General features: G+C 67.5%; 14 protein-coding genes. All 14 read left to right on the top strand.

What is annotated here, in order from left to right; translation table 11 throughout:
- Nucleotides 1–16: 16 nt before the first annotated feature.
- The 14 genes from ACFPME_RS09585 (at nucleotide 17) to ACFPME_RS09520 (ending at nucleotide 13,810) form a co-directional block, all read left to right on the top strand.
- Nucleotides 17–1,444, top strand: a complete 1,428-nt coding sequence (locus tag ACFPME_RS09585; RefSeq protein WP_377304580.1) for a flagellin N-terminal helical domain-containing protein — start codon at nucleotides 17–19, stop codon at nucleotides 1,442–1,444.
- Nucleotides 1,445–1,507: 63 nt separating this feature from the next.
- Nucleotides 1,508–2,902 (top strand): flagellar filament capping protein FliD, encoded by a 1,395-nt coding sequence (gene fliD / locus ACFPME_RS09580; protein WP_377304578.1) that lies wholly within the window; start codon nucleotides 1,508–1,510, stop codon nucleotides 2,900–2,902.
- A gap of 32 nt (nucleotides 2,903–2,934) precedes the next feature.
- The gene (gene fliS, locus ACFPME_RS09575) at nucleotides 2,935–3,342 is read left to right on the top strand and encodes a flagellar export chaperone FliS (protein ID WP_377304576.1); all 408 of its coding nucleotides are present in this window, start codon (nucleotides 2,935–2,937) and stop codon (nucleotides 3,340–3,342) included.
- A gap of 2 nt (nucleotides 3,343–3,344) precedes the next feature.
- Nucleotides 3,345–3,641, top strand: a complete 297-nt coding sequence (gene fliT, locus ACFPME_RS09570; protein ID WP_377304574.1) for a flagellar protein FliT — start codon at nucleotides 3,345–3,347, stop codon at nucleotides 3,639–3,641.
- Between the two features lie 128 nt (nucleotides 3,642–3,769).
- On the top strand, nucleotides 3,770–4,324 hold the full coding sequence (locus ACFPME_RS09565; protein WP_377304572.1) for a PilZ domain-containing protein: 555 nt from the start codon (nucleotides 3,770–3,772) through the stop codon (nucleotides 4,322–4,324).
- A 354-nt stretch (nucleotides 4,325–4,678) separates the two neighbouring features.
- Nucleotides 4,679–6,103, top strand: coding sequence for a sigma-54 dependent transcriptional regulator (locus tag ACFPME_RS09560; RefSeq protein ID WP_377304570.1), 1,425 nt, complete (start codon nucleotides 4,679–4,681; stop codon nucleotides 6,101–6,103).
- Nucleotides 6,104–6,273: 170 nt separating this feature from the next.
- A complete protein-coding gene (gene fliE, locus ACFPME_RS09555; RefSeq protein ID WP_377304568.1) occupies nucleotides 6,274–6,600 on the top strand; it encodes a flagellar hook-basal body complex protein FliE in 327 nt (108 codons plus the stop codon).
- A gap of 47 nt (nucleotides 6,601–6,647) precedes the next feature.
- The gene (gene fliF / locus ACFPME_RS09550) at nucleotides 6,648–8,351 is read left to right on the top strand and encodes a flagellar basal-body MS-ring/collar protein FliF (RefSeq protein WP_377304566.1); all 1,704 of its coding nucleotides are present in this window, start codon (nucleotides 6,648–6,650) and stop codon (nucleotides 8,349–8,351) included.
- Nucleotides 8,352–8,367: 16 nt separating this feature from the next.
- Nucleotides 8,368–9,357 carry a flagellar motor switch protein FliG gene (fliG, locus tag ACFPME_RS09545; protein ID WP_377305405.1) on the top strand — a complete coding sequence of 330 codons (990 nt, stop codon included), beginning with the start codon at nucleotides 8,368–8,370 and terminating at the stop codon, nucleotides 9,355–9,357.
- Entirely contained in the window at nucleotides 9,357–9,986 is a 630-nt protein-coding gene (locus ACFPME_RS09540) for a FliH/SctL family protein (protein ID WP_377304564.1), read from the top strand. Before fliG ends, ACFPME_RS09540 begins: the two co-directional genes overlap by 1 nt.
- Complete coding sequence (fliI, locus tag ACFPME_RS09535; protein ID WP_377304562.1) at nucleotides 9,983–11,350, top strand: flagellar protein export ATPase FliI; 1,368 nt, start codon at nucleotides 9,983–9,985, stop codon at nucleotides 11,348–11,350. Before ACFPME_RS09540 ends, fliI begins: the two co-directional genes overlap by 4 nt.
- Nucleotides 11,347–11,772, top strand: coding sequence for a flagellar export protein FliJ (gene fliJ, locus ACFPME_RS09530; protein WP_377304559.1), 426 nt, complete (start codon nucleotides 11,347–11,349; stop codon nucleotides 11,770–11,772). Before fliI ends, fliJ begins: the two co-directional genes overlap by 4 nt.
- 97 nt (nucleotides 11,773–11,869) lie before the next feature.
- Nucleotides 11,870–13,000, top strand: coding sequence for a flagellar hook-length control protein FliK (locus ACFPME_RS09525; RefSeq protein ID WP_377304557.1), 1,131 nt, complete (start codon nucleotides 11,870–11,872; stop codon nucleotides 12,998–13,000).
- A 309-nt stretch (nucleotides 13,001–13,309) separates the two neighbouring features.
- A complete protein-coding gene (locus ACFPME_RS09520) occupies nucleotides 13,310–13,810 on the top strand; it encodes a flagellar basal body-associated FliL family protein (RefSeq protein ID WP_377304555.1) in 501 nt (166 codons plus the stop codon).
- Nucleotides 13,811–13,816 lie beyond the last annotated feature (6 nt).

The raw sequence follows: 13,816 nt of genomic DNA, 5'->3' as shown, positions 1-13,816 counted from the left end.
GATTCGGAGAATTCCCATGGTCATGAGTGTCAACACCAACATCAGCTCGCTGAATGCCCAGAAGAACCTGGCCACGTCGCAGAGCAAACTCGCCACCGCGATCGAGCGCCTGTCCTCGGGCATGCGCATCAACAGCGCGAAGGACGATGCCGCCGGCCTCGCCATCTCGACCCGCTTCACCACCCAGATCAACGGCCTGAACCAGGCAGTCAGCAATGCCAACGACGGCATCTCGCTGGCGCAGACCACCGAGTCGGCGCTGAACGAGGTGACCAACAACATGCAGCGCATCCGCACGCTGGCGGTGCAGTCGGCCAACGCCACCAACTCCGACAGCGATCGCGCCGCGCTCGACGCCGAAGTGCAGCAGCGCCTGGCGGAAATCACCCGTATTTCGACCCAGACCAGCTTCAACGGCCGCCACGTGCTCGACGGCAGCTTCGGCAACGCCGCGTTCCAGGTCGGCGCCAACGTCGGTGAAACGATTTCGGTCAACCTCAGCCAGGGCGCGCGTGCCGACCAGATGGGTTCGCTCGCCACCGGCACCGGCACCGCCGTAACCACCAACGCTTTGGTGGCCAGCAACCTGAAAATCCAGGTGGGCACCGGTGCGATCACCAATATCGCCGCTTCGGTGGCCGGCCCTTCAGCCGGCCAGGGCGCCGGCAGCGCGTACGCGAAAGCTGCAGCGATCAACGCGTCCAATGTTTCCGGTCTGACCGCCACGGCCAACAGCTCGGTCAGCGGCGCATTCACCAGCACCGGCGGTGCTGCCGGCAACACCTACGCGTTGAACATCAACGGCCAGGACATCTACGCCGCGGGCACGGATACCTCGGGCGCCGCGTTGACGGGTGACAAGGTGGTTGCGCAGATCAATGCCTACTCCACCCAGACCGGCGTGACCGCCGCCGTGGATGCGGGCGGCAACATGACCCTGTCGACTGTCGATGGCCGCGACATCAACGTCACCCAGACGCTGGGCGGCGGCGCCACGGGCGGCCTCGCCGCAGGCATGGTTGCGAATACCCACGGCACGCTTACGCTGAGTGCGGCATCCGCCATCACGTTCTCCGGTTCACAGTCGGCCGATATCGGCTTCTCGGCGAATATCGCGCTCGACACCACCAAGACCCTGGCCTCGGCGAACGTGCTGACCGTGGACGGCGCCAACTCCACGATCAACCGCATCGACGCGGCGCTGTCCACGGTCAGCGGCATGCGCAGCAACCTCGGCGCGGTGCAGAACCGCTTCAGCTCCACCATCGCCAACCTGCAGACCATCTCGCAGAACCTCAGCTCGTCGCGCAGCCAGATCCAGGATGCCGACTTCGCCGCGGAAACCGCGAACATGTCCAGCGCGAACATCCTGCAACAGGCCGGTGTCTCGGTGCTGGCGCAGGCCAACGCCTCCACCCAGAGCGTGTTGAAGCTGCTGGGCTAATAGCTCGACCCGAAGCGGCCGCCAGACCCGGCGGCCGCTTCCCCATTTCAAGGAACCCCACTCATGGCAATCACCGTAGGCTCCACCGCACCAACCACGGGCTTGCTTACTTCGATGGGTGTGGGTTCCGGGCTCGAGGTAGCCAGTCTGGTCGACAAGCTGGTGGCCGCCAAGAAGGCGCCGCAGCAGAACCAGATCACCAACCAGGCGGCCGCCGCCAATACCCAGCTTTCCGCGCTGGGCCAGATCGGCGCCGCGCTTTCCGCACTGCAGTCGGCGATGGCCTCGCTTACCGATGGCAGCGCGTTTGCCAGCCGCACCGTGACCAGCAGCGATACCACGGTGCTGGGCGCAGGCAGCGACGGCACCGCGGTCAACGGCAGCTACAACATCGTCGTCAGCCAGCTGGCCAGTGCAATGAAGGCCTCTTCCGGGGCATTCGCCAGCTCCACCGCCGCGGTGGGAACCGGCACGCTCGCCATCGAGGTGGCCGGCAAGTCGATGAGCCTCACGATCGATGGCAGCCACAATTCGCTCGCCGCGGTGCGCGACGCGATCAACAAAGCCAGCGACAATCCCGGCGTGTCGGCGACCATCGTCACCGGCACCGACGGAGCACATCTGGTGCTGAGCGGCACGAAGACCGGCGCGGCCAACGGTTTCAAGGTCAGCAGCAGCGGCGGCGACGGCGGTCTGGCGGCGTTGAACTACGACGTGGCTGCCCCGACCGGCAATGCGCTGAGCGTGATCAACGCGGCCAGCGATTCGAGTTACACCATCGACGGGCTTGCCGGCAACAGCGCGAGCAACACCACCAGCACGGCGATCGACGGACTGACGCTCAATCTCATCAAGGTGGGCAGCAGCACGCTGAGCGTGTCCGGCGATTCCTCCAAGGCCACCGGGGCGCTGACCAACCTGGTTAACACCTACAACAGTTTCGTCGGGATCTACCAGAACCTCACCAAGTACGATGCCACCAGCGGTACCGCCGGCGCGATGATCGGGGACGCCACGCTGAACAGCATCAACAGCACCTTGTCCAGCATCATCGGCGGCACCGCCAACGGCACGACGCTGTCGTCCATCGGCATATCGCTGCAGGTGGACGGCACCTTGAAACTGGACAGCGGCAAGCTGGCCGCGGCGCTGTCCGATGGCGGCAAGACCGTCGGCACCCTGTTCGCCGGCACCGCTGGGCTCGCCGCCAAACTGAACGGGTCGCTGAGCCACTGGGTCGGCGATTCCGGCTTGCTGGCAGGGCGCACCACCAGCCTCAGCCAGCAACTGAAAGATCTCTCGAACCAGCAGACCACGCTGAACAGCCGCATGGATGACCTCACCGCACGTTACCAGGCGCAGTTCACCGCGCTGGACACGTTGATGTCCAAGCTCAACAGCACCAGCAGCTATCTGCAGCAGCAGTTCGACGCGATCAACAACAGCAGCAAGAAGTAATCCGCGAAACCTCAAGGCAGGAGATCACGATCATGGGATTCGGCTACGGCGCAGGCGCCTACCAGCAGGTTCGTTCGCACGGCGGCGTGGAGTCGGCCGATCCGCATGGACTGATCACGCTGTTGATGGATGGCGCCCTGGAGCGCCTGGTGAAGGCCCGCGCGCACATGCTGCGCGGCGAAGTGGCTGCCAAGGGCGAAACGATCTCGCGCTGCATCGAGATCATCGGCGGATTGCGCGACAGCCTCGACCCCAAGGTCGACACGGCGATGGTCGAGCGGCTCGACTCGCTCTACGAATACATGAGCCGGCGCCTGCTGCAGGCCAACCTGCGCGACGACGCGGATATCCTCGACGAGGTCAGCGGCCTGCTGCAGCAGCTGCGCGACAGCTGGGTGCAGATCGCGCCGGTACCCGCTGCCCACGCGGTCGGTGCGTGACGATGACGCTGTCGCCGCCAGAAGCCCCGCTGCTGCAGGCACTCGCCATCACCCGCACGATGCTCGCCGCCGCGCAGGCCGGGGACTGGCAGCAGCTGTCTGCCCTGGAAGCCACGCGTGAGCCGCTGCTGCATCGCCAGCATCCGGCGGATGCGGCCAGCCACGCCCAGCTCGGCGAGGTTCTGGCGTACGATCGTGAACTGCAGGCGCTGGTGGGCCAGGCACGTGATGACGCCGCCCGGCAATGGCAACGTGAGAACGGGCGGGCACAGGCGATTGCCGCCTACGGACAGTCCTGATCCCGATCTGAGCTGCCGGTGGGAGCCGTCGCAAGTTGCGGTCCCACCCGCACGCCGCCCTGCATCGCCTCGGAAACTCCCCAGTCTGGCGGGTTCCGGTTCTTCAGCGGACACCGTGGAGTTGCACGATGAGTACCAGTCGGTGGGATGAGTTCGAGCAGCGCCTGAGCGTCGAGGAAAGCCTGCATGCCGATGGCGAGCCGCTCGCCTGGCCACCGCCGCCGGAACAGTTGCTGTGGCTGGCCGAACGCAATGCGAACACGCTGGCGGCGATTGCCGCGCTGGAGGAGCGCCGCGCCGACCTGGCCGAGGACGACAGCCCCTTGATGCAGGAGATGCTGCGGATGGACGCCAAGCTCACTGCATTGGTGGACATCGTCAACCAGTTGCTGGTGCCCGCCAGCACATTGCCGCCGCGCCGGACCGTGCGCTTCAACGCGATCGGCGCGTTGCTGCCGCGCGATCTGGCGCCCGTCGGCGACGCGATGCTGCTGCGTCTGCGCTTCGACCTGTGCCGCAGTCTGCCGCTGGAACTGCCGGCGAAAACGGAATGTCGATTCGACGATGGTCGAGTATTCGTGATGTTCACGTCGCTGGGCGATGTGCTGGGTGACGCAATTGAACGGCTGATATTTCGCCATCACCGACGCAAAGTGGCAGAGGCGCGCCAGCTGTCTGATTGAGCTGTGAATCGGTGCGAATCGAGTCGACATTTGCTCTGTGATGCAGTTCGCATAACCACGCATTGCCGTGAAGTTCTTTTGACAGGCGTCACGTATGGCGCCCGCGCTCAGTCACACCACCGGCTCCGTCCAATCCCTCAATGTTTCATGCGGTTACAGCAAACCGCCACGTCTGCTCGGCGGCCATCGCGACGGGCGCTTTCCGGCATGTGACGTTTTGCCGTCGCGAAGTTCAGGAAAACTGGCCCTCTTATTGCTCATGGTTCATCAGGCCGGCGACGGAAAGTCGGCATCGATGAAAGGTGATCCCGCCGGAAGCATGGGATTTGCCATACGTGCAATACGGAGAAACCGATGCAAAAGTTCGACTTCCTGGTGATCGAGTCCGACGAGACGCGTGTGCACTCCGTGCTCTCGGCGCTGCATTTCCTGGGTTACCGGCCGCAACATGGTGCCGCCTGCAGCGGGGCCGACGATGCCAGCCATGCCTGGCGTGCCGTGTACATCGGCGGCATCGACGACCCGGTCGAAGCCGAGCGCCAGTTCTCCCTGCTCGGCGCAACCGCCGCCCACATCCCGGTGCTGCTGGCCGAAGATTCTCCGTGGGCCGGGCGCTTCAGCGCGCCGACCTCGCCGTTCGCCACGCGCATCGCCACGCTGGCCTTTCCGCTGCGCTACGAAAAAATGGCCGAAGCCATGCGCAACATCTATGCACGCCTGCTTGGCGGCCAGTCCAGCGGCTTGCGCTTCGTCGGCAACTCCGCGCCGATGGTTCGCGTCAACGCGCTGATCCGCCAGGTCGCTCCGTTCGATTCCAGCGTGCTGGTGCTGGGCGAGTCGGGCACCGGCAAGGAGATGGTGGCGCGCGCGATCCATGAAAGTTCGCCGCGCCGCGACAAGCCGTTCGTCGCCATCAATTGCGGCGCGATACCGGCCGAGCTGCTGGAGAGCGAGCTGTTTGGTCACGAGAAGGGTGCTTTCACCGGCGCGATCACGTCGCGCAAGGGCCGCTTCGAAATGGCCGAGGGTGGCACCCTGTTTCTCGACGAGATCGGCGACATGAGCCTGCCGATGCAGGTGAAGCTGCTGCGCGTGCTGCAGGAGCGCGCCTACGAGCGGGTCGGCGGCAACAAGACCCAGCGCTGCGACGTCCGCATCATCGCGGCTACGCACCGCAACCTGGAGCAGTCGATCGCTCACGACCAGTTTCGCGAAGACCTGTTCTACCGCCTCAGCGTATTCCCGCTGGAACTGCCCTCGCTGCGCGAGCGGCTGGAAGACCTGCCGCCGCTGATCACCGAATTCAACCAGCGGCTGGCCCGTCGCGGCCTGGGCGTGGTGCGCTTCAGCGCCGGCGCGATGCAGTCGCTGCGGGCGCATGCGTGGCCGGGCAATGTGCGCGAGCTTTCCAACCTGGTCGAGCGCATGGCGATCCTGTTCCCGCATGGCGAAGTCCGCAGCAGCGACCTGCCGGAAAAATATCGTGGCCAGCACGCCGGGGACGAAGTCCATGGCGCGGCACTGCTGGCGCTGATGGGCGATGAACTGCATGTGGGTGAGGGCGTGTTGCACCCCGTGGCCGAATCGCTGCGCATGCTCCCCGAGCAGGGACTCGACCTGAAGGATCACCTGGCCGACATCGAGGTGGGCCTGATCCGCCAGGCGCTCGACGCCACCGGCGGCGTGGTGGCGCATGCTGCGCGCCTGCTGCACATGCAGCGCACCACGCTGGTGGAAAAGCTGCGCAAGTACGGCTTGCAGAACAGTCTGGCGGCCTAGTTCGCAGATGGGCAATGCGGGATGGCGAGCGGCGTGCCGCACATCTTCGGAGGGTCTCTCCCGCAGCGCGCCTTCTGCTCCATACCCATGGCACGGCTCGTGCTTTTACCCCTGTAAACCCGACACGCGCCGGGATTCCGTCATGAGGCATTCGTCATGAGTCAACCGACATGAGCACCATCGACGTCAACAACCTGCTGTCCCAGATGCGCCAGATGACGGCGCAGGTGCGGCCGCCGGAAACGGCGTTCAAGGCAGCGCCGGTCAGCGCGCAGCCCGACTTCTCCGCCTTGCTCAAGCAATCCATTTCCGCGGTGGGCCGCAGCCAGATGGAGGCGGGCAACATGGCGGCGAGTTTCGAACGCGGCGACCCCGGCGCGGACCTTGGCCGCACGATGATCGCGGTGCAGAAGGCGGATCTCTCGCTGCGCACCATGGTCGAGGTGCGCAACAAGCTGGTCGATGCGTACAAGGACATCATGAACATGCCGGTCTGACGCGTTCGCGTCGACCTCGACTCCGCCCTTAGCAAACGAGCAGCACCATGGCCGACAACGCCATCGCGACGACCGGCAACAACGGTTCGCGCCTGGACCCCTTCAAGCAGATCGCGCGCAATCCGGCGACGCGCCAGCTGGTGCTGCTGGTGGCGGTCGCCGCGGCGGTGGCCCTGGGCGTGGCGGTGGTGCTGTGGTCGCGCGGGCCGAACTACGGCTTGCTGTACGCGGGGCTGGAACAAAAGGACGCATCGGCGATCACGCAGGAACTGCAGGCGACCAACACGCCTTACCAGCTGAGCAACGACGGCTCCTCGATCATGGCGCCGGCCGCCGATCTGGCGGCGCTGCGGCTCAAGCTGGCCAGCAAGGGGCTGCCGCAGGGCAGCGCCGCCAGCAGCGCGCTGCCGGCCACCGATTCCCCGTTCGGCATGAGCGACCTGGCCGAGCGCACCCGCTATCAGCAACTGCTGGAGACCGATCTGGGCGCCACCATCGGCGGCCTGCAGTCGGTGCGCGCCGCGCGCGTGCATCTGGCCTTGCCCAAGCCCTCGGCCTTCATTCGCGACAATCGCGCCGCCAGCGCCTCGGTGCTGGTCACGCTGTACCCGGGCCGCCAGCTCGATGCGGGCCAGGTGGCGGCGATCGTGCATCTGGTGGCGGCCAGCGTGCCGGACCTGGACGCGAGCCAGGTCTCTGTGATCGATCAGCAAGGCCAGTTGCTGACCACGGATCCGGACAGTCCCGGCGCGGTCGGCGACAACCGCCTGCGCATGGCCACGCGCATCGAGAACACCTACGCCCAGCGCATCGAGGAGCTGCTGACGCCGCTGGTCGGTCCGGGCCGGGTGCGCGCGCAGGTCTATGCGGATCTGGATTTCAGCCAGAGTGAAAAAGCCACCGAAACCTTCGGCCACGATCATCCGTCGTTGCGCAGCGAGCAGACCAGCAGCGAGCAGCGCGGTGGCGCCGCGGCCGCAGGCGGCGTACCGGGGGCGCTGAGCAACCAGCCGCCGACCCTGGTGGCGCAGCCCACCGCGGCCAAGCCGGATGCGGGAAAAACGGCGACGGCAACGACCGGCTCGACCACCACCGCAACGGCCTCCACGGGCGACAGCTCCAGCAGCGCCACACGCAACTACGAACTTGACCGCACCATCAGCCACGTCAGCGACCCGGCCGGGCGGCTGGCCCGTCTCACCGTGGCGGTCGTGCTGGACGACAAGCTGGTCAACCCCGCGGCGGACCCGGCCAGCAGTTCATCCGCCCCGACCAAGAGCGTGCCCTTCACCGCGCAGGAACTGCAGCGCCTCACCGAGCTGACCAAGAACGCGGTCGGCTTCAGCGCCACCCGCGGTGACAGCGTCAGCGTGGTCAACCAGGCATTCCACCACGGCCCGGTGCCCGATGCGCTGCCCGAAACGCCGCTGTGGGAGCGTCCGGGCGCGATGGATCTGATCAAGCAGGGACTGGGCGTGCTGATCGCGCTACTGGTGGCGTTCGGCCTGCTGCGTCCGTTGCTGAAAGGGCTGGCGCGCGGCGAGACCGCCTCGCGCGCCTTGCCGGCGCCGATGCCCAAGATCTCGGTGCGCGTCGACGACGAACCGGCGGCCAATGAACCGGCGCGGCTCTCGGCCATGCCGGCGCTGGCCTACGAGCAACGCATCGGGCAGGCGCGACGGATGGTCGGCGAGAACTCCAAACAGGTGGCGCAGGTCGTGAAGAACTGGGTGAGTGAAGATGGCAATTAATCGTTCCGATGCGCCCATCAATGGCGCGCAGCGCGCAGCCATCCTGCTGCTGACGCTGGGCGAGCAGGATGCCGCCGAGGTGCTCAAGCACCTCAGTGCGCGCGACGTGCAGGCGGTCGGCACCGCGATGGCGGCGCTTTCCAGCGTGTCGCGCGAGCACGTCGAACACGCGCTGGACAAGCTCAACGAAGACATGGGCCGGCAAACCTCGCTGGGCGTGGGTACCGAGGAATACATCCGCAAGATCCTGGTCAACGCGCTGGGCGAGAACAAGGCAGGCGGCCTGATCGACCGCATCCTGCTCGGCCGCAGCAGCAAGGGCCTCGAATCGCTGAAGTGGATGGAGAGCCGTGCCATCGCCGAGATGATCAACCAGGAACATCCGCAGATCATCGCGCTGGTGCTGGCGCACCTCGAGCCGGACCAGGCGGCCGAGGTGATCGGCTACCTGCCGCTGCGCGTGCGTTCCGATGCGGTGATGCGCATCGCCACGCTGGACGGCGTGCAGCCGCATGCGCTGAACGAACTGGACGAGATCATGGAGCGCCAGTTTTCCGGCAACAACAAGAAGCTCAAGTCCGCCAACGTCGGCGGACTCAAGGCGGCGGCCGACATCCTCAACGCGATGGAAGGCAGCCGCGAGGCGGAACTGATGACCGCCATCCGCAGCCACGACGACGCCCTGGGCGGACGCATCGAGGATTTGATGTTCGTGTTCGAGGACCTGGCCGAGCTGGACGACCGCGGCATGCAGACGCTGCTTCGCGAGGTGCCCTCGGGCACCCTGATCACCGCCTTGAAGGGCGCCGAGCCAGAGGTGCGCGAAAAGATCTTCGCCAACATGTCCAAGCGCGCCGCCGACATGATGCGCGACGACCTGGAAGTGAAGGGGCCGGTGCGCCTGAGCGAGGTCGACGCCGCGCAGAAGGAGGTGCTGGGGATCGCCCGCAAACTCTCCGATGCCGGCCAGCTCAGCCTCGCCGCCGGCGGGGATGAATTCGTCTGATGGCCACCGCGATCCACATGGCACAGGATTTCCAGCGCTGGGAACTGCCCAACGTGGGTACCCAGCCGACGGCGGCGAAGGCGGCCAATACTACCTCGCCGCAGCCGACCGTGCACGAACTGGCGGCGCTCGAAGAACAGGCACGTGAAGAGGGTTATGCCGCCGGCCGCGCCGAGGGCAAGGCGGTGGCGCAACAGCAGTTGCGCGAGCGCATGGCGCAGCTCGATGCGTTGTACGAAGCCGCCGCGCGGCCGCTGCAGATACTCGACGAACAGACCGGGCAGGAACTGGCCCGGCTGGCGACCATCGTGGCCAGCCGGGTGATCGCCAGCGAGCTGAAGCTGGCGCCCGAACTGATCGCCAGGGCCGTGCGCCAGGCGGCCGGTGCGCTGCCCGCCGCTACCCGCGAGTTGCGCGTGCACGTGCACCCCGATGACCTGGCGCTGCTGCAGGAGCTCGGCGCGGCGGAAAGCCACTGGCAGCTGTTGGCCGACCCCGCACTGGCGCGCGGCGACTGCCAGCTGGAAAGCGCACGCTCGCGGCTCGACGCGCGGGTGGAAACCCGCCTGGCGGCGATCATCGATGCCGTGCTGGGCGAGGGTGCGGAGCCCGCAGGAGCCGATGCGTGAGCGTGGACGTCACCGACGTCGCACGGCTTGCGCGCTGGCAGCAGCAGATCGCGCGGGGGCGTGTGCGGGCCGAACTGGCGCACACGCTGACCGTGGAAGGCAGCCTGCGCCGTGTGGTCGGCCTCACCCTCGAAGCGGAAGGCTGCGAGGCTGCACTGGGTGCGCGTTGCCTGGTCGATACGGCTGACGGCGCCAAGCTGGAAACCGAGGTGGTCGGCTTTGCCGACGAGCGCCTGCTGCTGATGCCGGTGGGCGACATGCACGGTGTGCTGCCGAATGCGCGGGTTCGCCCATGCGCGCAGGGCGGCGGACTGCCTGTCGGCCGGCAATTGCTTGGCCGGGTGATCGGTGCCGATGGCGTGCCGCTGGACGGCCTCGGCCCGCTGGATTCGGACGAGCATGCCGCGCTCAAGCGCGAGCCGATCAACCCGATGGCGCGCAAGCCGATCGACGCGCCGCTGGACGTCGGCGTGCGCGCGATCAACGCATTGCTTACCGTGGGGCGCGGCCAGCGACTGGGCCTGTTCGCCGGTTCCGGCGTGGGCAAGTCGACCTTGCTCGGCATGATGACGCGCTACACCAACGCCGACGTGGTGGTGGTCGGGCTGATCGGCGAGCGCGGCCGCGAAGTGAAGGAATTTGTCGAGCAGACGCTGGGCGAGGAGGGCCGCCGGCGCGCGGTGATCGTCGCCGCCCCGGCCGATGCGCCGCCGCTGAAACGACTGCGCGGCGCGCAGTACGCCACCGCGATCGCCGAATGGTTCCGCGATCGCGGCATGCGCGTATTGCTGCTGATGGATTCGCTGACCCGCTACGCCCAGGCGCAGCGCGAGATCGCGCTGGCGATCGGCGAGCCGCCGGCGACCAAGGGTTACCCGCCATCGGTCTTCGCGATGATGCCGGCGCTGGTCGAACGCGCCGGCAACGATGCCGAAGGGCGCGGCTCGATCACGGCGTTCTACACCGTGCTCACCGAGGGTGACGATTACCGCCACGATCCGATCGCCGATGCCGCGCGCGCCATTCTGGACGGCCATATCGTGCTCTCGCGCGATCTGGCCGAGGCAGGCCATTACCCGGCCATCGACATCGAGGCCTCGATCAGCCGCGTGATGCCGGCGGTAGTGACGCGCGAGCATCTGCGCTCGGCGCAACGGTTTCGCCAGGTCTATTCCGCCTACCGCCAGCAGCGCGATCTGATCGCCGTGGGCGCGTACCAGAAGGGCTCCGACCCGCAGGTCGATCAGGCGATCGAGATGTGGCCGCAACTGCGCGCGTTCCTGCAACAGGAAGTGGACGAACCGATGACGCTCGAAGTGGCCGTCGCCAACCTCGCGCTGCTTGCCGGACAGGTAGCCGGATGAGTTCGCGCGCCAACAAACTGCAGCCGGCGGTGGACCAGGCCAGGCAGCGCAGCGAAGACGCCCTGGCGAAGCTGGCCACACAGCAGCAGTTGCTGGCCAAGGCCGAGCACCAGCTCGGCGAGCTGCGGCGCTATCGACAGGAATACGCGGCCACCGGCGCTGCCGCACTGAGCGTGACCGCGCTGCTCAACCGGCAGACATTCATCGAACGGATCGACCAGGCGATCGTGCAGCAGACCGCCGAGATCGCCCGCCAGAACCGCCAGCTGGCGCTGGTGCGGGATCACTGGAAACAGACCCATGCGCGCGAAAGCGCGCTCGACAGCGTCGTCGCGCAGCATCGCGAGCATGAGCGCCGCGCCGAGGATCGGCAGGAGCAGGCCGATGCCGACGAGCGCATGCAATACCGGCGGCCGCGATGAGCGCCCCGGCCCGGTGGCCGCCGTACGACCCGCATCCATTCCTCGCGTGCGCACCGCTGCCCACCGCCCGCCCGTGTCCCGAAGGAGCCATTGCACCATGACCGCCCACGCCATTGCCTCCACCCCGACCGTGCCGCCGCCGGCAACGCGCAGCACGCCCCCCGGCAGCGCGCCGGAACCGGCTGCGCCGGGTCATTTCGACCATCAGCTGCATGCCGCCCGACAGCGCCACGCGCCACGTGATCCCGAGCCCTCGCCGATGGGGCCGAATGCGCGCGAAACGGGTGCGAAAGAGCATCCGTCAGGCCAGCGCGAGACCGATGCGGCGAAGACCGCCGACGCTCAGGCACCGGCTTCGGCCACGTCCACGACCGCGCCATCGACGCCGCCGGCCGCCGAAGCCGCCCAGGCCAGCGCGCCCGATGCGAAGGCGCCGACCGATAAGGTCGACGCGGACGACCACGCGGCGTCGGCGCTGGCCGGCGCCATGCTGGCGTTGATCGGACCGCAGGTGGCCAATGTGCTGCGGCCTGCCGCTGCGGCGGCGGCCCGGACTGCCGGCGTGCTGGCGCAGGCCGGCAAGACCGTGGCGACCGACGCCAGCGCAGCCATGTTGCTGCAGCTCGGCGATCCCGCCGGCGCGGCCGTGGCGACCGCCAACCCGACGCCTGCCGCGGTGGCCGGCTTGCTGGCAACCTCGGACAGCCTGCTGCCGATTGCCAGGATGAACAAGGATGCCTCATTGGCCGACGCGACGCCGACCGGCGCCTTGCCCGCTCCGGCGACCCCCGCTGCGCCGACTGCGCCGACCGGGTTGCCGCTGCCATCGCCGGTGGGCAGCCAGACATTCGCCCAGGATCTGGGCCAGCAGGTGGCGTGGCTCGGTGGCCAGGGCATCAAGCAGGCCCGGATCCGGCTGCATCCGGAAGAACTGGGCTCGCTCGACGTAAAGGTCAGCGTGACGCACGGGCGCGTCGACGTGGTGTTCAGCGCGCAGCATCCCGCTGCCGTGGCGGCCGTGCAGCAAAGCCTGCCGCAGCTCGATCACATGCTGGCCCAGCACGGACTTTCGCTGGGCCACGCCGAAGTGGGGCAGCACGATCGCGGCGACCGTCACGGACGCAGCGGCGACGCAGGCACGGCCGCCGTGGACGAAGCCGGCGAGATCCATGCCGTCAACCTGACGACATCGCTGGCTCAGGTCGGTCTGCTCGACGCGTTTGCCTGACCCTTCGCGGCGCGCGGGTCGCGCCGCGCCAGATCGCGTCCGCCCTCTCCGCCACGGGCCGGATCGCGGGCGGCAAGCCGCATGGCTGGTTTCGTTCGGCCGCGCCGTGACGCCGCTCCGACGGGCGTCAAGAAAGTGCCGCCCGCCCCGCCCGGTTCATGGACGACCGCCGCGAAACCCAGCAGCAGCAACATCTTTCATCGATGGCACACGGATTGCATTCACTAGCTTGGCGCGGAGTCAGACGCGCCTCCCATCAGCTGAGCGCGCAGTCGGCGCGCCGGCCCACCAGTGAAGGATGAAGTTTCGATGGTCGACGAAGAACAACCCGACGCGGTGTCGGACGCTCCGGTGCAGCGTCGCAGCCGCATGCCGCTGGTGATCGGTGTGCTGGCGGTGTTGGCCGCACTGGGTACCGGCGGATACCTGTGGCAGTCACGCCACGCTGCCCATGGGACGGCCGGCAAGACCGCCGCGGCGGATCTCGGCAAGGCCGAACTGTACCTGCCGCTGGAACCCGCCTTCGTGGTGAATTTTCGCGACAACGACTCGCTGCGCTATCTGCAGGTGGGGGTCACCCTGATGTCGCACGATCCCGAAGCGATCAACGTGGCCAAGGCCGCCGATCCGGTACTCCGCGACGGTCTGGTGGCGCTCTTCAGCAACCAGAACTTCTCGATCATCAGCGACGCCGCCGGCCGCCAGAAGCTGCAGCAGCAGGCGCTTGCCACGGTGCGCAAGGTCGTCCAGGCGCGGCTCGGCCGTCCCGGCATCGACGCGCTGTACTTCACCAGTTTCGTGATGCAGTGATGGGGA

The sequence above is a fragment of the Rhodanobacter umsongensis genome, from assembly GCF_042654965.1.
GTDB classification, from domain to species: domain Bacteria; phylum Pseudomonadota; class Gammaproteobacteria; order Xanthomonadales; family Rhodanobacteraceae; genus Rhodanobacter; species Rhodanobacter umsongensis.
This window is presented reverse-complemented; position numbering and strand designations above follow the sequence as displayed.